This is a genomic window from Pedobacter sp. BMA (assembly GCF_001027745.1).
Taxonomy (GTDB): Bacteria; Bacteroidota; Bacteroidia; order Sphingobacteriales; family Sphingobacteriaceae; genus Pedobacter.
Genome location: NZ_LECU01000012.1, coordinates 20,223 through 42,417, shown reverse-complemented (window position 1 = coordinate 42,417; position 22,195 = coordinate 20,223). Strand labels below are relative to the sequence as shown.

Here is a 22,195-nt window from a genome sequence, read left to right as displayed (position 1 = left end):
TAAATATTAAATAAATTGTCTGTCATACTTGCTATAGAGTCCTCTTGCGACGATACCTCGGTTGCCATATGTAACAACGGCAAAATTACGGCCAATGTTATTGCAAACCAAACAATTCATGAAAATTATGGAGGGGTAATCCCAGAACTGGCATCCAGAGTACATCAACAAAATATTGTACCTACGATAGCCCAGGCTTTGAAAAATGCTGAGGTTACAAAACAGGACATAAGTGCAGTAGCTTTTACACAGGGACCCGGATTGTTGGGCTCTCTGCTGGTAGGTGTATCATTCGCTAAATCTTTTGCCCTCGCCCTTGGCGTTCCGTTAATTTCTGTTAATCACATGCACGCCCATATTCTGGCGCACTTCATCGATGATCCTAAACCTGAATTTCCTTTCTTGTGTTTAACCGTATCCGGAGGACATACGCAAATCGTACTGGTACGCGACTATTTCGACATGGATATTGTTGGCGAAACCCTTGATGATGCAGCAGGTGAAGCCTTTGATAAAACAGCAAAAATTCTGAAACTCCCATATCCTGGTGGTCCTTTAATCGATAAACATGCAAAGAACGGAAATCCTGTAGCATTTAAATTTGCAGAACCCCAGATTGCTGATCTGAATTTCAGTTTTAGCGGTTTCAAAACCTCTATCCTCTATTTCATCAGAAAACAAGAAGCTGAGAATCCTGATTTTATTGCCGAAAATTTAGACGATATTTGTGCTTCAGTGCAGCACAGCATCGTTCAGATTTTATTAAATAAACTGAAGAAAGCAGCAAAGCAGTACAACATTAAACAGATTGCCATAGCGGGTGGAGTGTCAGCCAATTCCGGTTTGAGGAATAGTCTGCAGGAGCTTGCCGGCCAACTCGGTTGGGAAGTGTTTATCCCTGCTTTTCAGTACTGCACCGATAATGCTGGTATGATAGCCATTGCAGGCTATCAAAAGTTTTTAGCCAACGATTTTGTTGGCCACGAGATCGCGCCAAAAGCGAGAATGGAATTTTAAATAATATTAGCAATTTTATATACATGACTGGAGCATCATTGATTTTTTGGGTTATTTGTGCCATTCCCCTCATCGGACTGTTATACTATCTGATTAGAAAAGATAAAAACAAGTTAAAAGGTACCTGGGGGGTAATTATTCTTGGAGGGCTTGTTATTGCCGCTTTACTGGTTATAGTATACGTAACAAAAGATTTCAGTACCGTTTTCAGTCAGAATTAAATACCTTGCTACCATAATAAAATAGCCATTCCGAACAGGGGATGGCTATTTTATTAACTCATGTTAGCGGTTTGAATTGAACTAAAGCGCCTGCATTTGTTGAGGAGCCGTAGCGGTATTCCTTTGATTTTTTTGCTTCATGTAGCGTTGTAACAGCGAATGCTCAAAATGACTATGCTGCCTGAATGAATTGGGATTAAGCCTTAAAGCTTCGCCCTTCGCCCAAAGGTAGCCACCTGCGGTAATGCCATCGCCCTTTAATACAATATGAATGCTTTTCGAATCTACTTTAGTTTTACGACTTGCATCAGAAACGCCGGCGTATGTTCCTCTCCAGATCCCATCAAGATCATAACGGCTGATTTTGTTATGCTCTGAATACACCGAAGAATGTTTAAAACCTGGTAACTTTTCCAGTTGTTTAATATTGATGGTAGGCTTGGTGCTGTAGCGCCATATGAATCCCCCACAAGTGATGTTTCTTCCATTTAAACTTCCCGAAAGTTGATTGTAGTTGAGATTCAGCTTACTTTCAATCTCCTTGATGGTTCCAAATGTTGCAATCAGTTTTCCCTGTAAGCTATACTGGCCGATATTGTGGATATATTTGGAAAGGGGGGAGCCCCAGATACCTGTTGTTCCTGCAAATTCATTAATGTCAATTTCTTCATTGGCACCTCTTCTCCAGATATAGCTCTTATAAGTAAGTGGCTTTCCACGCGTTGCTTTGGAGAGCAGATTAGCGCTGCATCCGAAAACCTTAGCCGCCACTTCTGCATTGTGATAGGTTTCCAGTAGCTTTCCAGATAACGAATAACGACTGATCTGGTCTTTAGGATTCTCTGCACGCTTTGCATTGATCTTGGCCTGCATTACCAAACGGTCAGTCTGGCTCATGGTGGCGAAAACATTGCCTTTTCTTCCTGCCTCAGCCATGCGCTTCTGTTTAATTTCCTGGCCTCCCATGAACAGGTTTTCAGCCGTAGTATTCAGCGTGTCACCGTCAGTAGGGAAAATATAGGTGTTTTTGTCGGCAAGATCGAAAGGCTTAACAAAGGTATAGTATACTAAACGCGGAACACTGAAATTAATAATCTTTCCTGCCATACTCATAGATACCTGGAGGTAAATTCTGGTGTCACCAGTAAAGCTATTGTGGCTTTTATTTTGGGTTTGTTTAAGGATTCTTTCCGGAAACTTTCTTTTTACACCTAAACGGTTTTCCAGTTGTCGGGTCAGCGCTTTAATGCGCCCATGGTTTGATACTTGAAAATGTCCTTCAAGTCCGATAATATCTTTCCAATACTCGTTTTCTCTTGTATTTAATGAGAGGTCCGTATAAGCATGTAACTTCATAATAATTGAATTATGACTTATAAACGCAAAACTTTAAAGAATGTAACGTGCTTTAACGTTCTTTAACATTTTTATGGCATTTCAGTCTGTATTGTAACATAAATGCTATTTACAGCAACAAAAAAGGGGCAGTTTATGGCTGCCCCTTTATTCAAAAAAGATACGGTTTAAATTATTTCTCAGCTAAATGCTCACCAGTAACTTCAGCTTTAATTTTAATTTCTAATTCTTCAGCCAATTCTGGATTATCATTTAAAAGTTGCTTTACTGCATCCCTACCCTGACCAAGTTTAGTATCCCCGTAAGAAAACCATGAACCTGCTTTTTTAATAATTCCAAAGTCTACGCCTAAGTCGATAATTTCACCGTTTTTAGAAATACCTTCTCCAAACATTACGTCAAATTCGGCAATACGAAAAGGCGGTGCAACTTTATTTTTAACAATTTTAACTTTAACGCGGTTACCAGATACCTCATCAGAATCTTTAATTTGCGAAGTACGACGGATATCTAAACGTACAGAAGCATAAAATTTCAAGGCATTACCACCGGTAGTGGTTTCAGGGTTACCAAACATCACACCAATTTTATCACGTAATTGGTTGATGAAAATACAGCAACATCCGGTTTTTGAAATTGTACCTGTTAATTTACGTAAAGCCTGACTCATCAAACGGGCATGTAATCCCATTTTACTGTCACCCATTTCACCCTCAATTTCACTTTTAGGAACCAGGGCCGCAACGGAGTCAATTACAATTACATCGATAGCACCAGAGCGAATCAGGTTGTCCGCAATTTCCAATGCCTGCTCTCCATTGTCTGGTTGTGAAATCAAGAGGTTATCAGTATCTACGCCTAACTTCTTTGCGTAAAACTGATCAAAAGCGTGCTCCGCATCAATGAATGCTGCAATACCACCTTTTTTCTGCGCTTCCGCAATGATGTGTGTCGCCAGGGTTGTTTTACCAGATGACTCCGGACCATAGATCTCAATAACCCTTCCTTTCGGAATACCACCAATACCTAATGCAATATCTAAGCTGATTGATCCTGTAGAAATAAAATCTATAGGTTCAATTGCAGTATCGCCAAGTTTCATAATGGTACCCTTTCCATAAGATTTTTCTAACTTATCGAGTGTTAACTGTAGGGCTTTTAATTTATCAGGATTTGCGCTTGCCATTTTATTTAATTTGTTGCTGTAAATATACTTGAATTGTCAGCTAATAAGTCTGAATGTTTATAACTATATGCTAAAATATTTAGCTAAGTTAATTGTTTTTTAGCTAATGTCAATAGTATTATCAAAAATATTTTATGCCTCTTTCTTTTCCCGCGCATTTTGCACCGTCAACCGTTCAAAATACCGGCACATGTAGGTGATCTCACAAACATCGCACTTCGGGCTTCTCGCCAAACATACATATCGCCCGTGGAGAATAAGCCAATGGTGGGCAATGTGGATGTCTTGTTCAGGTAAGTGTTTGACCAGATCTTTTTCAACAGCCAGAGGTGTTTTCCCATTGGTAAGTCCAAGCCGGTTTGCTACCCTGAAAACATGAGTATCAACGGCCATAGCCGGCGCATTGTAAATAACAGATGCAATCACATTGGCCGTTTTACGCCCAACACCCGGCATCTTCTGCAAGTCATTAATATCCGAGGGTACCACGTCATTGAATTCATGCAGTAAAATGTTAGCCATTCCGACCAGGTGCTTTGCTTTATTGTTTGGATAACTGATACTTCTGATGTAGTCAAAAACAATATCTGGGGTAGCCTCCGCAAGTGTTTTTGCATTTGGGAAGCGTTGAAAAAGAGCTGGTGTAACCATATTCACCCGCTTATCCGTGCACTGTGCCGAAAGAATTACCGACACCAGAAGCTGGTATGGATTATTGTAATGTAATTCTGTTTCCGCATCTGGTTGTTTGGCAGAAAAATGTTCTACAAAAAGTTTATAACGTTCTTTTTTAAGCATGAGCAAATATAGGGAATGCAGCCCTATCACCGAAAATGTAATATCCTACATAGTTTCGCACAATATCACTCTATTTGTCTAGTCTAGGTTCCTTCAATTTCCCTCAACAGTGCATCACACTCTGCAAAAGCATCATATAAATATTTGTTCCGTTGTTTCTCACCCTGCCCGCTGAATGAAACAGATTTCATGATCAGACTTTGCATCCAGTTTTTGGTTTGCATGCAATAAGTCTGATCTTCAGTGCGCAGATAATTAAAAGTATTGAACCTGTTGTAGCAAGTCATCCTGTCTTGCTGATTAACCAGATAGGATATACTTCCCAATACATCGCAATGGTACCAGGTGAAGGTATGATGAGGATCGATCGATTTCTTACTGCCAATAGCGTACATGTTCATATCTGTAAGGCAGTACTTCACTTGCTCAATAATCTTTGCCGCCAATTTTCTGTCCGACAGGTGACCGGCTTCAAAAGCATACCTGATCTGCTCTATAGTGCCGGTTATGGTATCCTTCGACCAGATTTCTGTACTTGGAATTTCCAGATAGGCTGCATTAAGTTCTTTAGATAAACCAATAATCTCATCAGATAAAAAGGATTCATTATAAGCAATGTTTTGATTATTGGTGCTGTTGGCCCAAAACGATAATTTGAAGCTGGTTAGTTCCGCGTATTTAAAAAAATGGAATACAGGGATATCATCCGTTGTAATCGTAATGTGTTTCTGCTTACTGTTTTTTATTGCCTTAATGTGGCTCAACAAATTCTTCAGATAGTTTACCATATCCAGATCCTCGTTCACGCTCAGGTAATTAAACGTAACCGATAAGGATGCTTTCGGGCTGTATAAAAAAGGAACATCAAAACTATTGGAAAGCTTTACAATCTGTTCAATGCTGAGTAAACTTGTTCCCCTAATCTTTTTATAAGCCTCATTAGTACTGATGCCCAATGCTTCTGCAACACTTAAGGCCAGATTCTGGTAATCCGGTAAAGCAGACTTGATTGACTCGAAAAATACGGTTTGTTGATTATTCATAAAGATTATCTTTTTTCGAGGTTGTAAACCATTTTACTAATCTAATTAATTAATTCAGGTTTTTAAAACCTTTAAATTGAATTTAATACCAACTTTATATCTAACTATTGTGTTTAAAAGTTATAATCTTCTCGGGATATATTGAATATAATTAATTGAGTTCTTGATTATCAGTTAGATTCGATACCAAACTTAATTAGCAATCACAATGAAAACTTTAAGCCTGGTTTCAACAGCCTGTCTTTGTATCCCCTGGAGAATAATCGCCTGGTTACTTTTGTGTTCATCATTAGTAAGCATTCTGCTATCAGGCTGTGCTTCTTTTTCTGATGCTACAATCGAAAATCACAGACAGAAAATTGCTCAGGGAAATTTATCCCAGGTTACAGGGATATACCAACTTGCTCCGGATCTGGAATATAAAGCTGATGGAAAGGCGAGGAATCTTGATAATAGAAATTTCGCGAAAGACATACATCTTTACATCAGTCAAAAAACAAGCAATCTCGATTCCGCTGCTGATATGCGGCTTATCATTAAACAGTATAAAATTGATCAGCTAACCTTTATTGTTAAACAAAATAGCCATACGCTAGATAGTCTTGCTGTGCCGGTAAAGTTTAATAAAGGGTCAGTATACCTTCAGAACAAAAGCCGTGAGTATATTGGCATACCATATTTGTTTGGTAGTATCATGACCGAAAAAACAAGAATTGGTTTGGCAAAAGATGAGGGACTTATAATACACTATTTATCAAATAGTTCAGGTGCGCTTTTATTTATATTTTTTGGCAGCAACAGTTATCAAAAAGCATATCACCTAAAAAAGATAAAGCCATAGTTATGCATGCCTGTCTTTAGGCGTTTGCCACGGTCAACTTGGTGATCGGAAAAAAAACCTTAATGCATCGGTACGTATTCTGATTTTGCCGCCACTTGTTCTCCAGGAGGTTTTAATGCATTTCGTTTGATTAACCAGAACGCAAAAAATGCACCCGCAAGCGCCATTGCGGCACCTACGTAAGCAGGTGAGGTATAGTCGAAACCATAAACCAGCGGTAGTCCACCAAAAAACGCACCCAAAGCATTTCCGATATTAAAGCTCGCCTGACTTGCCGAGGCAGCGAGCATTTCAGAACCTTTCGCCGATTGAATCATTAACATCTGAATAGGAGAGGCCAGTGCAAATGATACCGCACCGGTTATAAAAGTCATGATTAAAGCCAGTGGCTGGTTGAAAGAAACGAAGTGTACGATGATTAAGGTTGCAACCATTGCAATCAATAACACTGCCGAAGCCTTAGCAGGTGAGAACCTGTCGGCAAGCTTTCCACCAAGATAATTTCCGATAAACATACCAACGCCGGCCAGCATCAAAATGTAAGTAACAGCATTAGCGGAAAAACCTGCTACGATGGTCATGAGCGGTGCAATATAGCTGTACCAGGTAAATAATCCGCCCGTACCAATGGAAATCATAAAAATGATAATCCAGGCATCCTTCTTTTTAAAGAAGCTGAGCTCAGATTTCAGATCGCGGTTCTCAGTAGCAGGTAAGGCTGGAAGCCACAGTTTTAGAGAAAGCAAAGTAACCAGGCCTACAAACACTACTACCGCAAATGAAATCCGCCACGAGAAGTTATGGCCAATAAAAGTCCCTAGCGGGACCCCCAGGATGTTGGCAATAGTTAAACCCATAAACATCAACGAAACAGCTTGTGCAGCTTTTCCTTTTTCCGCAATCCTGCTTGCCACCACCGAGCCCACGCCAAAAAAGGCGCCATGTGGCAAGCCCGATAATAACCGGGCAATAAATAATGTATCAAAGGTTGGCGCAAACGCCGAAAATGCGTTGAAAGCAGTAAACATAACCATCAAGGCAATCAGTATTTTCTTCGGCGGGTATTTACCCGCAATCATAATCAGTAATGGTGCACCAATTACTACGCCTAAAGCATAAGCAGATATCAAATGTCCGGCTTCAGGAATGCTAACCTTTAAATCAACCGCGATGTCGGGCAGTAAACCCATCATTACAAATTCTGTAATGCCAATACCTAAACCTCCTAAAGTTAACGGGATAAGATTTCTGTTCATGTTCTGCTTAGTGTTATAATTACACTAAGCAAAAGTACCTGTTTTTTACTGAAGATGGAAGATGCATCAAACATGATGGCAAATGAATGATACAAAAGGTGGAAAATAAAAAAAGCTGCCCCGGTTTCAGGGCAGCTTATAGCTCGTGTAAATTTTTGTTATTTCGATCTGCTGTAGGTCAAAATCTTATTGATGGTTTCATCACTTGGATTTTTAGCTAGCCGATCCAACTTAGATTTGATTTGATCATAAAATAAGTCGATTTCCGTGTCAGATTCTATATCAGTTTTATGCTGAAACATAGGGTGATTAGGTAAATTTACATTTGTGTTCGATGTAGAGGTTTTTGTCATAAGCAACTAAATGTTCTAAGTTTTATAAACTTAACGATTGTTTAGATGCTTTATTTCAATCCCTAAAACAAAATATGTAACTTTTTCATTACCCTTTATAGGTCATCTCCTTTGTTTTGAGCATCTTTCTCAGGTTGCTCAAAGCGTAACGCATACGCCCTAACGCAGTATTTATGCTTACGTCTGTTAAATCGGCTATTTCTTTAAAACTCAGGTCTGCGTAATGGCGCATTAAAAGCACTTCTTTCTGCTCATCAGGCAATAAATGAATCATTGCCTTCAAATCTTTATGCGTTTGATCACGTAGCATTCTTTCCTCCGCACTTTCATCGTAAAAGTGTAGCATATTGAATACATCCATTCCATCAGAACTGGTAATGATCGGAGTCCTTTTTTCTTTTCTGAAATAATCGATAACCAGGTTGTGCGCAATACGCATTACCCAAGGTAAGAACTTGCCTTCCTCATTGTATCGTCCTGATCGCAGGGTATTAATGACTTTTATAAAGGCATCCTGAAAAATATCCTCTGCCAGGTATTGGTCTTTCACCAATAGATAGATAGAAGTATAAATCTTGCTTTTATGTCGTCTTAAAAGTTCCTGCAATCCATTCTCGTTCCCGGTAATATACAATTTTACCAGGTCCTGATCGTTATATGATTGTAAATCCATAGGTTTACCTACACTAAATCCCGTACTATTTGCTAAAAATTAATTTGTAGATGTTTAATTTCTATAGCTTTTCTCCTATGCTTTTTTGATTCTTGTTAGTTTGGTTCTGAGCTTGTTAATATCCAAAGAAAGTTATTTTTTTATCAAAAAACAAAAAATAAAATGTTAAAAAATAAATTAACGACCTCAGTACCCTATTTTTGTATGTTTTTAAAACCCTACATTTATTAAATGGGTTATGTTTTAAAATCCTTTATTATTCATGAGCAAAAAAGAAGCCGAAAAAGATCCGCATAGAAATATTATTATAAAAGGTGCTCGTGTGCACAACCTTAAAAACATAGATGTCGCCATCCCAAAAAATAAACTGGTAGTGGTTACAGGAATGTCAGGTTCCGGGAAATCTTCTCTCGCTTTTGATACATTATATGCTGAAGGGCAGCGCCGCTACGTCGAAAGTTTGTCTTCTTACGCTCGTCAGTTTATGGGAAGGATGAACAAACCAGATGTAGATTATATCAAAGGTATTGCACCCGCCATTGCCATTGAGCAAAAAGTGATTACATCAAATCCGCGTTCAACCGTGGGTACGTCTACTGAAATATATGATTACCTGAAGCTTCTCTTTTCCCGCATCGGCAAAACCATCTCACCGGTTTCAGGTAAAGAGGTTAAAAAAGATTCGGTAAGCTCTGTAGTAGACTATGTAAACGCCCTGCTGGAAGCTACTACAGTAACTATTTTCTGTCCACTGTATCCACATAATAACAGGACTATAAAAGAAGAACTCGCTATTTTATTGCAAAAAGGCTTTTTGAGGGTTTTAATTGATCAGAAGATTTTGAAAATCGAATCTGTTTTAGAAGATGTCGATTTCAAAGATGCTGAACTTACAGATGATAAAACTGTTCAGATTCTGATCGACCGGATCGTAACCAATCAGGAAGAAGAAACCTTAAGCCGCCTGGCCGACTCGGTACAAACCGCTTTCTTTGAAGGAAAAGGTGATTGTTATGTAGAGGCTGAAGGAAAAACAAAGCACTTTAGCGATCGCTTTGAGCTTGATGGGATCAGGTTCGAGGAACCTACACCAAACTTCTTTTCATTCAATAATCCTTACGGAGCTTGTAAACGTTGCGAGGGATATGGAAATGTAATTGGCATTGATGAAGATCTTGTGATACCAGATAAAAGCAAGAGCGTTTATGATAATGCCATCGCACCTTGGCGTGGTGAAAAAATGGGCGTTTGGTTGCAAAACTTCATTAAAGCCTCTGCTAAGTTCGACTTTCCTATTCACCGCGCATATAGCCAACTTACCGATAAGGAACAACAGCTCTTGTGGACTGGAAATAAGCACTTTTCCGGGCTGAATGATTTCTTTAAAGAACTCGAAGAACAAACCTATAAGATACAATACCGCGTGATGCTTTCGCGTTACCGTGGTAAAACAACTTGTCCTGAATGTAAAGGATCCCGTTTACGTAAAGATGCGTCGTACGTTAAAATTGCCGAAAAGTCGATTATAGATGTTGTACTGATGCCCTTGTCGAAAGCCCTGGTTTTCTTCAATGAACTGAAGCTGAATACTACAGATGCTAAAGTTGCAAAACGTTTACTGGCAGAAATTGATAACCGCTTTCTTTATCTGAATAATGTTGGTCTTGGCTATTTAACGCTGAACAGGTTATCAAATACCTTATCAGGAGGTGAGTCTCAAAGAATTAATTTAGCAACTTCTCTGGGAAGTAGTCTGGTGGGTTCCATCTATGTGTTGGACGAACCAAGTATCGGCTTACACCCCCGTGATACCAATAAACTGATAGAAGTACTGCTCTCCCTGCGTAATGTGGGTAATACTGTGCTGGTTGTAGAGCACGAAGAAGAAATGATGCGTGCTGCCGATTATATCATAGACATCGGTCCTGAAGCCGGTACCCATGGCGGTAATCTGGTGTTCAGTGGCGACTATGAATCTATCCTGAAAGATAAAAATAGCTTAACCGGCCGATACCTGTCGGGCGAAGAGAAAATTGCAATTCCTGCACAGCGCCGCAAATGGAAAGATCATGTCCTGATCAAAGGGGCACGGGAAAATAACCTGAAAAATATTGATGTCAAATTCCCATTGGGTGTATTTACAGCGGTAAGCGGGGTTTCCGGTTCCGGAAAAACCAGTCTGGTTAAAAAAATATTGTACCCGGCACTGCAAAAAGCCATTGGTAATTATGCTGGTGAACAAACCGGCTCCTATGATGGGATATTTGGTAATTACGAAATGGTGAGTGCCGTGGAGCTGGTCGATCAGAATCCAATTGGCCGTTCCAGCCGTTCTAATCCGGTAACATACGTTAAAGCATGGGATGATATCCGGTCATTATTCTCAGGGCTGGCGGCAGCTAAAGCTGCGGGACTCAAACCGGCAGCTTTCTCTTTTAACGTAGAGGGCGGACGTTGCGACGTTTGCCAGGGTGAAGGCGAAGTGAAAATTGAAATGCAGTTTATGGCCGATATTTATCTGCCTTGCGAAGCTTGCGGCGGAAAACGCTTCAAGCAGCAGGTACTAGATGTGGTTTATAAAGAGAAAAATGTATCCGAAATTCTGGATATGACCATTGATGAGGCCGTTGAGTTTTTCAAAGATGAGCCAAAAATCCTTAATAAACTGAATCCGCTTGTAGATGTTGGTTTAGGCTATGTACATCTTGGGCAGTCGTCCAATACCTTATCAGGTGGAGAGGCACAGCGAATCAAACTTGCATCCTTTCTGATTAAAGGGAACAATGCGAATAAAACGATGTTCATTTTTGATGAGCCAACTACCGGACTTCACTTTCACGACATCAAAAAGCTGTTAAAAGCACTCAACACCTTAATTGAGCAAGGCAATACCATTCTGGTAATTGAGCATAACATGGATATGATTAAGTGTGCGGATTGGGTGATCGATATTGGTCCCGAAGGTGGCGATGGGGGAGGTGAACTGGTATTCGAAGGAATACCAGAAGATCTCGTTAAACAGAAAAATTCCTATACCGGTAAATACCTGGCAAGCCATTTAAAATAAATACCTAATTTCGTCCATGCTATTTTTAACGTTTATTATAGGTATTCTTCTCAACGCCATGGGCTATATTCCGCCCGGTAATATCAATCTTACCGTGGCGCAGCTGGCCATAAACAAGGGGATGCGACAGGTATGGTATTTCATCCTGTCATTCTCCTGTGTGGAGGTTTTTTTTACCTTTGGGATGATGCGTTTCGCCCGTTGGGCTATGAGTGATATCAATCCCGATGCCGCAGTAAGCGAAGTCCGGCTTGGCACTTTGGTCGATTGCTTCATGATTCTGATGTTTATTACAATGGGAACTATCACCTGGGTCAACCGTAAAAAAGTCCCTAAAACAAGTAATACTGAAGAAGATAAACGCAGCGGCAGCGTGCTTTATGGTTTAATCCTCGGTGTGCTCAACCCGGTGCAAATTCCTTTCTGGCTATTCTTCGGGAACTATGTCATTCTGCACGAATGGATCGAAACTGATTACCTCTCTCTGGTTGTTTTTGCCGTAGGTTCGGGATTCGGTTCGGCACTGGCATTGTATGTTTATGCACATTTTGCTACTTTCATTCAGGAAAAGTTTGCCTTGAGCAGCCTGATCATCAATAAGTCCATCGCCATATTTCTTTATGTGCTTGCTGCATATTTATTGGTGAAACAAGCGATAGTGATATTTTAGAAGGTGTTACTCAATTGGAGTTCCTTATCTATTGACTGCTGTTAATAGTCATTAACAGGGTTTTGGTCGAAAGCTTTATCTGAGTGGCTGACTCCGACGGGATTTCTATAGAATATCTCTGACACTAATTTACCTCTCTTTTAAAAGCAATATCATTTATGAAAGTCTCAAATACGATATCAGCTTCAGCTTTTTCAGCTACTTTAAACATTATTTTTGCAATCATCGAATAGGCTTGCTGTGGATCAGATATTAGTGTATAAGTATATTCACCATCGTGCAAAGTTTTCCAAATTAGATACTTTGTCTGGTTCTTAGTTGTTATCTCTGATTGTATTATGTTAGATTGCAACCCCAATTCAGCCATTACCCCTTCAAGTTCTTTTTTAATTTGGGTTAGTGTTCTAGCTTTCTCCTTTTTAACAATGTAATCTTGAAAGCCTAAAATGATATTATTTATCTTATATGCGTTCTTCATACTAAGGATATTTGCGTGTGATTTAAAACTCTGCCCAAGATTTTTTTCTGCATTTGGGGCTAATAATTTTACTGAGCCTGATGGTATTTTGATACTTATTGACGGGTTGATTTGAGCCCAGGTATTTTTGCTTGAAAAATAGCAGAATATTATTAGTGAGATTATTTTAATTTTCATGATTGAATTTATTTGATCAAAATGATAACGTTATTGTTAGTAACATTCTACACTGGTTAGCAGGGTTTATAATAACCTTTAAACAAATTTGGGACTTAATTATTGACGCGATGGGTGAAAAATCAAACTATTTAGGGGTGTTTTTCTACAGTTTCAGTTTTATCACAAGAGGCTAATTTTAAAAGAACCAGAATTCATTAGAATCATCTTCAAGGTTACGCTTCAGTTCGGAAATGCATGTGGTTGAAAATATTGAAGTACTTGAAGCAGAGTATTCAATTAATAATATTGAGCAGGCTTTCGAAGTATGGAGGTTACTCCGGGTGAGATATTGACGTTTCGATGAGTGCTGTAAGTTTTTTCTGCCTTATAAGATATATGACAAGCCTCCAAAGAATGAAGGAAATATTTCCGGAATCGTTACAAATGAGCCATATTAGCAATGAAGGAAAAAGAAATAGGCAAAATCCTGCAAGTTTTTCGCTAAAAGATTACTTCACAATCCAGCCAACCTCATTCTGCTCGTTACTCACCAGCTGATAATTATTGAAGTTGCCCAATAAACTTACGGTTTCCCCTGTTTTTAAATGCAGTTTAACCGGGGCCAGGGTATCAGGCTCGTTATAAACCTGCTGTTGCTGTGCATTGATTTTAATTTTTCGTAGAGGCTTACTGCTCTGTACCACTCCATCAATCGGTATAAATCCGCTGCTCCCATCAGGCAGCTCTGCCCTGTAATAGTTGCCAGTAGCGCCGTTAATACGAAGAACCGTTGCCGGCGACAGGTTCGATACAGCCGCTGATTTGCTTTGTAGTGTGCTCAGTAAACTTGTTCTTCCTGTAGTACGTAATGTCCTTTTCAGGTTCATCAATGATGCAGTGATATTAGCGGGTGTCTTCGTGACCGGATCAATGAATGGAAGCGGGTTGATTGCCCCGGCGGAAGTATAAATCCCGAAGTGGAGATGCGTCGGTGTATTTTTAGCATTTCCGGTATTGCCCATTAAACCGAGCGTATCACCAGTTTTAACATCTTGTCCTTCAGTAGCAATCTGCTGGTCGAGATGCGCATAATAAAGCGTGTAATCCCTGCCTTTTGGTCGTAGCCACACCACCTTACCCCCCAAATTGTTTTCGTTTACCCGGGTTACCGTGCCATCGGCAATGGCCACAACAGGGCTTCTGAATGTTCCAAAAATGTCAACACCCTCATGTTTGCGGGCATTATTATCGCGCCCATCACCCCAATAACTTCCAATGCTTTTACTACTTTTCGATTGTGTAGGAAAGGCGAGCGATGGACCGGTGGTAATCTCCAGGGTGTATTCCACACTCTGTAAAAGTTCAGGCTGCAAACGGATCAGATACGTTCCGGTGTCATTTATTTCGTGCTGAAGTACACGGTTTAGTGTGTCGGCAGAAGCAATAAGTTTGGGATTACTTACATCGGAAACGTACCATAAGTCCAGGTATAATGCAGTTTGTGCAGGTTTCTTTGCTAAAGCGATCGTCAACTTTTGCCCTTTAGTAGCCGTGAATTTATAAGTAACCGCCTGCACCTTATCTGCGCCAAAAAATCCTGTCTCCCGGTAAGGTAAACCAATCGTCAACGCCTTTTGTAAACTTAATAATGAAGAATTAATCCACGCCGAACCCATCGCAGTTTTGTCGAGTCCCGCTGTTTCCAGTTTCCTTCGGTATTGTTCGTGAGGATTGGCTGCTTTAAATAAGTTAACTGATCCGGATTTACAGGAGTAAATAGCCACAATAGCAAACGTGGCTAATATAAAAAGGAGATGTCGCTTCAACATAAATGATAATTTCTTTAAATAACAAGCCCCTTTGCTGATAGTTTTACCCCGCCAGAGATATTACCGGCTACTTTCTATCATCCAGATTTAATTTTTCAATCATCAACAAACCTATCCTGTAATTTCCTGTTTTGATTGGTGGCACAATCATTCCAGAATCGTATTTTAGAAACATATAAACCAATAAAGAAAAATGAAGAAATTAATGTTAATAGCAGCTATGCTGATCAGCGGATTTGCAAATGCGCAACAATTAAAGGCGGTTAGCTATTCCGACGGAGACCAGAAATTAAATGGTTTGGTAACCCCTAACGCTGGCAAAAAACTTCCCGGTGTATTGGTATTGCCGGCATGGAAAGGAATTGATGAGGAAGCGAAAACTGCTGCGCTCGATCTTCAAAAGCAAGGATACATAGCCTTTGTTGCCGACATTTATGGCGAAGGCAACATTCCTGCCGATAATGCTGCTGCGGCTAAGCTTTCCGGAAAATATAAACAGGATCATCAGGCTTACCAGAAACGGATTAGTCTGGCGCTGGAACAATTAAAGAAAGCTGGTGCACTTCCAGATAAAATCGCAGTTATCGGCTATTGTTTCGGTGGTGCAGGTGCACTTGAAACTGCCCGTGCTGGTTTGCCAGTTTTGGGTGTCATCTCCATTCACGGTAGTTTAGGTAAAGCTGCTGACAGACCAAATGGGCCGTTAAAAGCTAAAATATTAGTAGAGAACCCAGCTGATGATGCAAGCGTAACCCCTGAAATAATGTCTAAACTCATTGCTGAAATGAATGAAGGCAATGCCGATTGGCAAATCATTACCTACGCACACAGTAAACATACCTTCACAGACCCAAAATCTGCCGATTATAACGAGATCATGGCAAAAAGGGCCTGGAAGCACACTACCGCATTTCTGGCCGAATTACTGAAATAATTCCGGCTTTACACCTTAATAAATCCCGCAAATCCTTGCCAATGCTGAAGAAATTTAGTAATATGGTCTGGCTCTGCGGGTTTTTTGCATCTCACCCATCCCATCCGCCTTTACCCCACCTTTTTGCCACTTTTAACCCACCTCCGCCCCGCGGATACCTTAACTGCTGTTTATACCACCTGGCCACAAAACTGTTAATCTACCCTTAACATTGCTGCTGTCTTCTTATTGTAGTGTTAACCTGCCGGCAATGTTTTCTTAAAACAGCAAGCCTAGTTTTGCCGACGTAAAAAGCTCTCCCAAACAAATATTTAATTAAAACATTTGCCTATGTGAATTTGAAAATGTACGCCTTTCAATAACATAAACGAATTTCTATTTCTCAAACAATTACTTAAATCAAAAAGATGATTTCATTTTTTTCAGTAACAGGTATCAAAACTACCTGTAGGAAATTGCTATTGCCACTCGGGCTATTCGCCCTTTGCAATGCTCCGGTCCTGGCAGCCACCAATGGTAAATTATTTCCGGCTATCAAACTCAATAATCGTTTAGCTACCATCAGCGGAACGGTAACAGACGAGAAGGGACAGCCCCTTCCTGGTGTGAGTGTTTACGATAAACAAACCAAAAAAACAACCACTACAGATGCTAATGGTAAATTTACCATCGATGCTACAAATGGCGCCACCCTAACATTTTCGTATATCGGCTTCGAAACCCAGGAACTTTTGGTTGGAACTAGTAAAACGATTAATGTACAATTAAAGGAAAGCAGTAATACCCTGAATGAAGTCGTTGCCATCGGGTATCAGAAAATCCGGAAATCGGATGTTACCGGTGCAATCAGCAGCGTTAAAGCCAGCGAAATGAACCTCAGTGCACCAACCGTTGGTCAGGCACTTGTGGGTAAAGTAGCAGGCGTACAGGTGTCGCAAACCACAGGCGCACCTTATGCTGGTACAAAAATCCGGGTAAGAGGTGTCGGTTCAATTAATGCCAGCTCCGATCCTTTATATGTTATTGATGGTTATCCATCAGGAAATAACGTTTTCATTAACCCTGAAGATATTGAAACCATCGACATTTTGAAAGATGCAGCATCTGCGGCTATTTACGGTTCAAGAGGTTCTGGCGGTGTAGTGATGATTACAACAAAGAAAGGTAAAGACGGCAAAGGCAAGTTCGAATATGATGTACAGGCTGGTATCACTCAATTAGCAAAGAAAGTAAAACTATTGAATGCTGAACAGTTCATCCAGTTGATGATTGATGCCCGTAACAACGCGTATAAAGATCTGGTAGTGAACGCCGGAAAAACCTGGAATGATGGAATGTTTTCGGATAGCAATGCGGCGCGTACCGCTAACGTAGGTAACAGCTCTTCAGTTTGGATTCCGACCGACATATATAATGCAGCAACGCAAACAGCAAAGGCACCGGCTTATGATACCGATTGGCAGGATGTGTTATATAGAGATGCATTTTTTCAACGTCATAACCTGTCTTTCACAGGGGGAAATAAAGACATTAAATACTTTGTCAGCGGAGGATATCAGGATCAGGACGGTATTGTCACCAATACAGCTATGCGTTCATTAAATTTCCGTACAAACATTGAAGGACAAGTGAGTAAGAGAATGAAGGTAGGGGCTAACATTGCCCTAACCCAAACCAATAACAAGGAAGTTGGTGAAGGTCGTTTCAGTCCTATGATGTCGGCCTTGTTGTATTTGCCTTATTTACCTGCAACTGATGCAGCAGGCAATCCCATTAAATACGGTATGGCTGCTTTAGCCAATGAATACGGCTACCAGGGATTGGAAAATCCATTAGCAACAGTTAACGAAATGAAAATTAACCGTTTGGGTAACCGTAATAATTATAATGCTTATGCTACCTACGATATTCTAAAGGGTTTAACATTCAAAGCCAATCTTGGAACCACTAATTATGCGGAAAAATACGATTACTATCGACCTACAAGTTTAAGTAATGGTGGCGGTAATGCACCTTATTCCGCTTCTGCAATTGCAGCGTCTAATTCTATTGCTCAAAATCTAACCCGTGTTGATAAATTAGCTGAATTTACGTTAGACTATAATAAGAATTTTGGTAAGAATAATATTGATGTTCTTGGTGGTTATTCAGCACAGCACACTGCTACTGATGTTGTGCGCATAAGCGCATCCGGATTTAATAATGACAAAATCGGAGAGATTACAGATAAATCTGCCGATGCTAACTTATTTACGCTAGGATCACAAACAGGAAAAACAGTGACCACCCTTCTTTCTTACTTTGGTAGATTTAGTTATAACTACGACAGCAGATATTTCTTAAGTGGTACATTCCGGATGGATGGTTCATCCAGATTTGGTCCTCAAAATAAATGGGGTGCCTTCTCTTCTGTATCTGCAGGTTGGAATCTATCTCAGGAAAAATGGTATAACGATTTCTTAGGCAGAGGCTCTTCTGTTAAACTAAGAGCCAGCTGGGGATTGAGCGGCAATAATAATATCGGCGATTATCAGCACACACAAACCATGAGTTCTCCTGGTGGAGCTGTGTTTGGCAGCGGAGCGGTTTCTACAGCTGTCTGGGCTGGTGGTATTAAAGATCAAAGTTTAGGATGGGAATCAACCTCTCAATATAATTTTGGTACCGATCTAAGCCTCTTTAATGGTAGGCTATCTGTAATGGCCAATTATTATTATAGTTTATCTTACAATTTATTATTTAATCAGCCAATCTCATCAATAGCAGGTTCATCAACTATCTTAACAAATCTTAAAGATAGTAAGGTAAGGAATACAGGTGTTGATCTTCAGTTAGATGGGCGTATAATTAATAATGAAAACTTCAAATTAGGATTAAGCGGTAACATCGCTTTCAATAAAAATAAAGTACTTGATCTTGGAGGCAATAGTACAATATACAGTTTTGGTGCTGAGAGACAATACATCACGCACGTAACCATGGAAGGTCAGCCAATTGGCATGTTCTACGGTTACCAGGTAGCAGGAAGGGTAACTCCAGAATTGCTTGGTAAAGTAGCAAGGTCTTCAGCACAATCTAATCCATATAAAGTTGGAGATTTGTATTTTGAAGATACCAATGGTGATGGAATTGTAAATGACGCAGACAAGAAAATCATCGGGAGCCCTTATCCTGACTTTACATATGGCTTTGCCGTAGATGCAAGCTACAAAGCAATTGATATCAGAGCTTCATTCAATGGTTCACAAGGTAATGATGTTCTGGATGGCCAGGATTATTATCTATATAATTTTGAAGGATCGGGCAATCAGTACGTAGAAGTTGCAGATCGTTACAGAAATGAAGCTAATCCGGGAAGTGGCTTAAACTACCGGGCCTCACGTGCCGGCACACAAAGTAATAGCACCCGTTTATCGTCATTCTACATCCAGGATGGCTCTTATTTAAGGTGTACTAATATCACTCTGGGTTATAGTTTCCCTAAAGCTGTTGCCAAAAACCTCCATGTGGAAAATATCAGGGTTTTTGGTAGTGTAGATAATGCGTTTACCATCACGAATTACAAAGGCTACAATCCTGAGGTAGATTATAATGGCGGCGCTAACGGTACGCCGGGCGTTGATTATGGAAATTACCCATTAGCCAGAGCTTATAACCTTGGTATCAAATTAACATTTTAATCATTATTAATTTCACTGAAATGAGAAAAAATATTTTCATAGTTTTTATAGCGTTGATTTCTCTGTCATCCTGTAAAAAAGATTTTCTTGATCAAAAAGATCCTAATGCAGTAACAGTAGATCAATATCTAACTTCTCCAAGTGACGCTCTCCTTGTTTTGAACGGTATTTATGCTTCACTAAGAAGTGGTAGTAATATTGGTGAAGGCAGTGGCTTGTATACCGATCAGCGATCAGACGATACTGGAACAAATGATAACCAGAGTAATGCCGGTGAACCATTCCAATTTGGTGATTTCAGTATTGCAACCAGTAACAGTTACCTCAAAGGACACTGGGGAAGTTTATATCAAACCATTACCAGATGTAATTTAATTACCTCAAACATAGATAAAGTTCCCTTTACAAATCCAGACCAGAAAGCACAATACCTGGCGGAGGCAAAATTTATTAGAGCACTTATTTATTTTCATTTGGTGCGCAAATGGGGCGATGTTCCTTTGGTTACGAAACAGTTGACCACTAACGATGAGGTGTTGGCCAATACTGCACGTCAGCCACAGGCTACCGTGTATGCACAAATTGTAACTGATCTAAAGGATGCTTTAACCAGTACAACTATTCCCAATCTCGCCACTGGAGCAAACGCAGGTCGTGTATCTAAAGCTGCAATTAATGGACTACTTGGACAGGTTTACCTTACCATGGCAACTACTGTGGAGGCAAACAGAACGGAAAATCTAACAAATGCCAACACCTATTTGATGGCTGCTTATAATTTAAAGCCTTTCGCTTCTCTTGCCAGTGTTCCTTATGCTGATGTTTTTGATGTAACGAAAAAAACAAGTAACCCTGAAGCCATTTTTGAAATTGTAAATGCTCAAGGTAATGCCAGCTATGCATCCAGTATTGCAGCAGATAACCAGGCTTGGGGAGAAACCATTAACTCACCAAAAGTACCAACGGGCGTTGGAGGCAATGTAACACCAGACTTAATCCTGGATTATGAAACTGGCGACCCACGTAAAGATTTTTCAGTAAAATATGCCGCTGATGTACGTGTCAATGATTGGTTTGTAACTAAATACCGCGATACAAACGCAGGAGCTACCGCAAACGGCTACGGCGGTAACAACTGTCCCCTCATGCGCTATGCAGATATTATCCTCATGCTGGCAGAAGTAAATATGTTACAAGGCAACGACGCCGCGGCCATTACTTACCTGGATATGGTTAGGGCAAGGGCAGGTGTTCCATTATATGCCGTAGCACGCACAAAGGCTACTTACAATGCTAAATACCCAACGTTAAAACTGGCTATTTTACATGAGCGTCGTGTAGAATTAGCATTCGAACACCACAGATGGTTTGATTTGCTGCGTTTCTTTACTACCGCTGAGCTGGTAACATTTTTCAAAGCTAAATCACAAGCCAACTTTGGAAATGCCAGACTCAGCAACTTTACCACAAAAGACAGGTACTTCCCGATCCCTTTTGATGAGTACAAACTGAATCCGGAAAAAATGTACCAGAATCCTGGCTACTAAAAATATTAATAAATGGCAAACCCCGGGCGATTGAGCAATCAATCGCCCTTTTATATTTTTAAAGATGAAATACAAAATCTTGATCGCATCAGTACTGGTTCTAAATGCCCTGAATACTTTTTCACAGCAACCTGCAGCTAAACTGACTGCACTTTTTAATTTAAACCATAAAAATATACTTGTTGCCGCACACCGTGGCGATTGGCGCAATGCGCCCGAAAACTCCCTAAACGCGCTGCTAAACTGTATTGATAAAGGTTTTGATATGATGGAGCTTGATGTGAAAATGACCAAAGACAGCGTGTTGGTGGTCATGCACGACCAAACCATCGACCGCACCACCAACGCAAAAGGCAAAGTAAGCGACTATACTTTTCAAGAAATAAGTAAGTTCAGACTTAAAAACGGTCTCGGCAGGGTAACCTTAAACCCCATTCCCACATTTAAAGAAATGATGCTTGCCGCAAAAGGGAAAATACTGATTAATGTAGATAAAGGGAACGACCACCTCACTGAAGTATTCAAAGTATTAAATGAAACCGGAACCTTGAATCAGGCCATCGTAAACGTTGGAGATAACATCAGCTACAGTAAATTGATTTCTACAGAAAAGATCCCATCGGATGCCGCGCTGATGGTCGTAGTTAACATGGCCGGGCCTGATGCCATTGAACTAATCAAAAGCTATAAAGCTTTTCCAAAAAGTGTTATCCAGCCCATTTTTAATACCGATACTTTATCCACCTTAAAATCACTTCCTGCAATTGCGAAAAGTCAGGTCATCTGGCTGAATAGTTTGTGGCCTTCACTTAACGGCGGGCACGACGATGATCGCGCCGTTGAACAAAAAGATACAAAAGGGAGTTGGGCCTGGTTACTGGAACTTAAGCCTCTGGTGATCCAAAGCGACCGCCCGGCAGATCTGATATCCTATTTGAAAGCAAATCATGCACATCAATAAAAAAATCAAATTACCGCCCCAAACCACGTTTTTGTGTGCTATTTGTTACAATGTTTAGGAATTTCACCCTTATTGTTTAGGATAGTCACCCAAGGAAAGCAAGTTTAACAAATATGTTTGTATCGC

The 22,195-nt window shown here is 40.2% G+C and carries 17 protein-coding genes; 9 read left to right on the top strand and 8 right to left on the bottom strand.

All coding sequences use genetic code 11. The features are described from left to right. Nucleotides 1–15: 15 nt before the first annotated feature. Both tsaD and AB669_RS21150 read left to right on the top strand, forming a co-directional pair. A complete protein-coding gene (gene tsaD, locus AB669_RS21155; RefSeq protein ID WP_047801369.1) occupies nucleotides 16–1,017 on the top strand; it encodes a tRNA (adenosine(37)-N6)-threonylcarbamoyltransferase complex transferase subunit TsaD in 1,002 nt (333 codons plus the stop codon). 23 nt (nucleotides 1,018–1,040) lie between these two features. Further along, a complete protein-coding gene (locus AB669_RS21150; RefSeq protein WP_047801368.1) occupies nucleotides 1,041–1,238 on the top strand; it encodes a hypothetical protein in 198 nt (65 codons plus the stop codon). Between the two features lie 81 nt (nucleotides 1,239–1,319). Here AB669_RS21150 and AB669_RS21145 read toward each other — a convergent pair whose 3' ends face one another. From AB669_RS21145 to AB669_RS21130, 4 genes are all read right to left on the bottom strand, one after another. Next, nucleotides 1,320–2,594, bottom strand: coding sequence for an NUMOD4 domain-containing protein (locus AB669_RS21145; RefSeq protein WP_047801367.1), 1,275 nt, complete (start codon nucleotides 2,592–2,594; stop codon nucleotides 1,320–1,322). A gap of 172 nt (nucleotides 2,595–2,766) precedes the next feature. Beyond that, the gene (gene recA / locus AB669_RS21140; RefSeq protein WP_047801366.1) at nucleotides 2,767–3,780 is read right to left on the bottom strand and encodes a recombinase RecA; all 1,014 of its coding nucleotides are present in this window, start codon (nucleotides 3,778–3,780) and stop codon (nucleotides 2,767–2,769) included. Between the two features lie 132 nt (nucleotides 3,781–3,912). Then, nucleotides 3,913–4,578 carry an endonuclease III gene (gene nth / locus AB669_RS21135; RefSeq protein WP_047801365.1) on the bottom strand — a complete coding sequence of 222 codons (666 nt, stop codon included), beginning with the start codon at nucleotides 4,576–4,578 and terminating at the stop codon, nucleotides 3,913–3,915. An 83-nt stretch (nucleotides 4,579–4,661) separates the two neighbouring features. Then, nucleotides 4,662–5,621: a hypothetical protein gene (locus AB669_RS21130; RefSeq protein ID WP_047801364.1), complete on the bottom strand. Its 960-nt coding sequence runs from the start codon at nucleotides 5,619–5,621 to the stop codon at nucleotides 4,662–4,664. Nucleotides 5,622–5,829: 208 nt separating this feature from the next. On the opposite strand from AB669_RS21130, the gene AB669_RS21125 reads away from it, so the two are divergent. Then, a complete protein-coding gene (locus AB669_RS21125) occupies nucleotides 5,830–6,462 on the top strand; it encodes a hypothetical protein (protein WP_047801363.1) in 633 nt (210 codons plus the stop codon). Nucleotides 6,463–6,521: 59 nt separating this feature from the next. Here AB669_RS21125 and AB669_RS21120 read toward each other — a convergent pair whose 3' ends face one another. Next, the gene (locus AB669_RS21120; RefSeq protein WP_047801362.1) at nucleotides 6,522–7,718 is read right to left on the bottom strand and encodes an MFS transporter; all 1,197 of its coding nucleotides are present in this window, start codon (nucleotides 7,716–7,718) and stop codon (nucleotides 6,522–6,524) included. Between the two features lie 441 nt (nucleotides 7,719–8,159). Beyond that, entirely contained in the window at nucleotides 8,160–8,744 is a 585-nt protein-coding gene (locus AB669_RS21110) for an RNA polymerase sigma factor (RefSeq protein WP_047801360.1), read from the bottom strand. A gap of 262 nt (nucleotides 8,745–9,006) precedes the next feature. Between AB669_RS21110 and uvrA the strand changes: the two genes are divergently transcribed. Together uvrA and AB669_RS21100 are read left to right on the top strand one after the other, a co-directional pair. Beyond that, a complete protein-coding gene (gene uvrA, locus AB669_RS21105) occupies nucleotides 9,007–11,811 on the top strand; it encodes an excinuclease ABC subunit UvrA (protein ID WP_047801359.1) in 2,805 nt (934 codons plus the stop codon). 16 nt (nucleotides 11,812–11,827) lie between these two features. Continuing rightward, nucleotides 11,828–12,481 carry a LysE family transporter gene (locus AB669_RS21100; protein WP_047801358.1) on the top strand — a complete coding sequence of 218 codons (654 nt, stop codon included), beginning with the start codon at nucleotides 11,828–11,830 and terminating at the stop codon, nucleotides 12,479–12,481. A gap of 124 nt (nucleotides 12,482–12,605) precedes the next feature. Here AB669_RS21100 and AB669_RS21095 read toward each other — a convergent pair whose 3' ends face one another. Both AB669_RS21095 and AB669_RS21090 read right to left on the bottom strand, forming a co-directional pair. Then, entirely contained in the window at nucleotides 12,606–13,136 is a 531-nt protein-coding gene (locus tag AB669_RS21095) for a hypothetical protein (RefSeq protein ID WP_047801357.1), read from the bottom strand. 491 nt (nucleotides 13,137–13,627) lie between these two features. Next, nucleotides 13,628–14,947 (bottom strand): M23 family metallopeptidase, encoded by a 1,320-nt coding sequence (locus AB669_RS21090; protein ID WP_082120755.1) that lies wholly within the window; start codon nucleotides 14,945–14,947, stop codon nucleotides 13,628–13,630. Nucleotides 14,948–15,140: 193 nt separating this feature from the next. Here AB669_RS21090 and AB669_RS21085 point away from each other — a divergent pair, with 193 nt between their 5' ends. From AB669_RS21085 to AB669_RS21070, 4 genes are all read left to right on the top strand, one after another. Then, complete coding sequence (locus tag AB669_RS21085) at nucleotides 15,141–15,881, top strand: dienelactone hydrolase family protein (RefSeq protein ID WP_047801356.1); 741 nt, start codon at nucleotides 15,141–15,143, stop codon at nucleotides 15,879–15,881. 407 nt (nucleotides 15,882–16,288) lie between these two features. Further along, the gene (locus AB669_RS21080) at nucleotides 16,289–19,561 is read left to right on the top strand and encodes a TonB-dependent receptor (protein WP_047801355.1); all 3,273 of its coding nucleotides are present in this window, start codon (nucleotides 16,289–16,291) and stop codon (nucleotides 19,559–19,561) included. A gap of 20 nt (nucleotides 19,562–19,581) precedes the next feature. Further along, nucleotides 19,582–21,108, top strand: a complete 1,527-nt coding sequence (locus AB669_RS21075) for a RagB/SusD family nutrient uptake outer membrane protein (protein WP_047801354.1) — start codon at nucleotides 19,582–19,584, stop codon at nucleotides 21,106–21,108. A 64-nt stretch (nucleotides 21,109–21,172) separates the two neighbouring features. Further along, nucleotides 21,173–22,069: a glycerophosphodiester phosphodiesterase family protein gene (locus AB669_RS21070; RefSeq protein WP_047801353.1), complete on the top strand. Its 897-nt coding sequence runs from the start codon at nucleotides 21,173–21,175 to the stop codon at nucleotides 22,067–22,069. The last annotated feature ends 126 nt before the right edge of the window (nucleotides 22,070–22,195 follow it).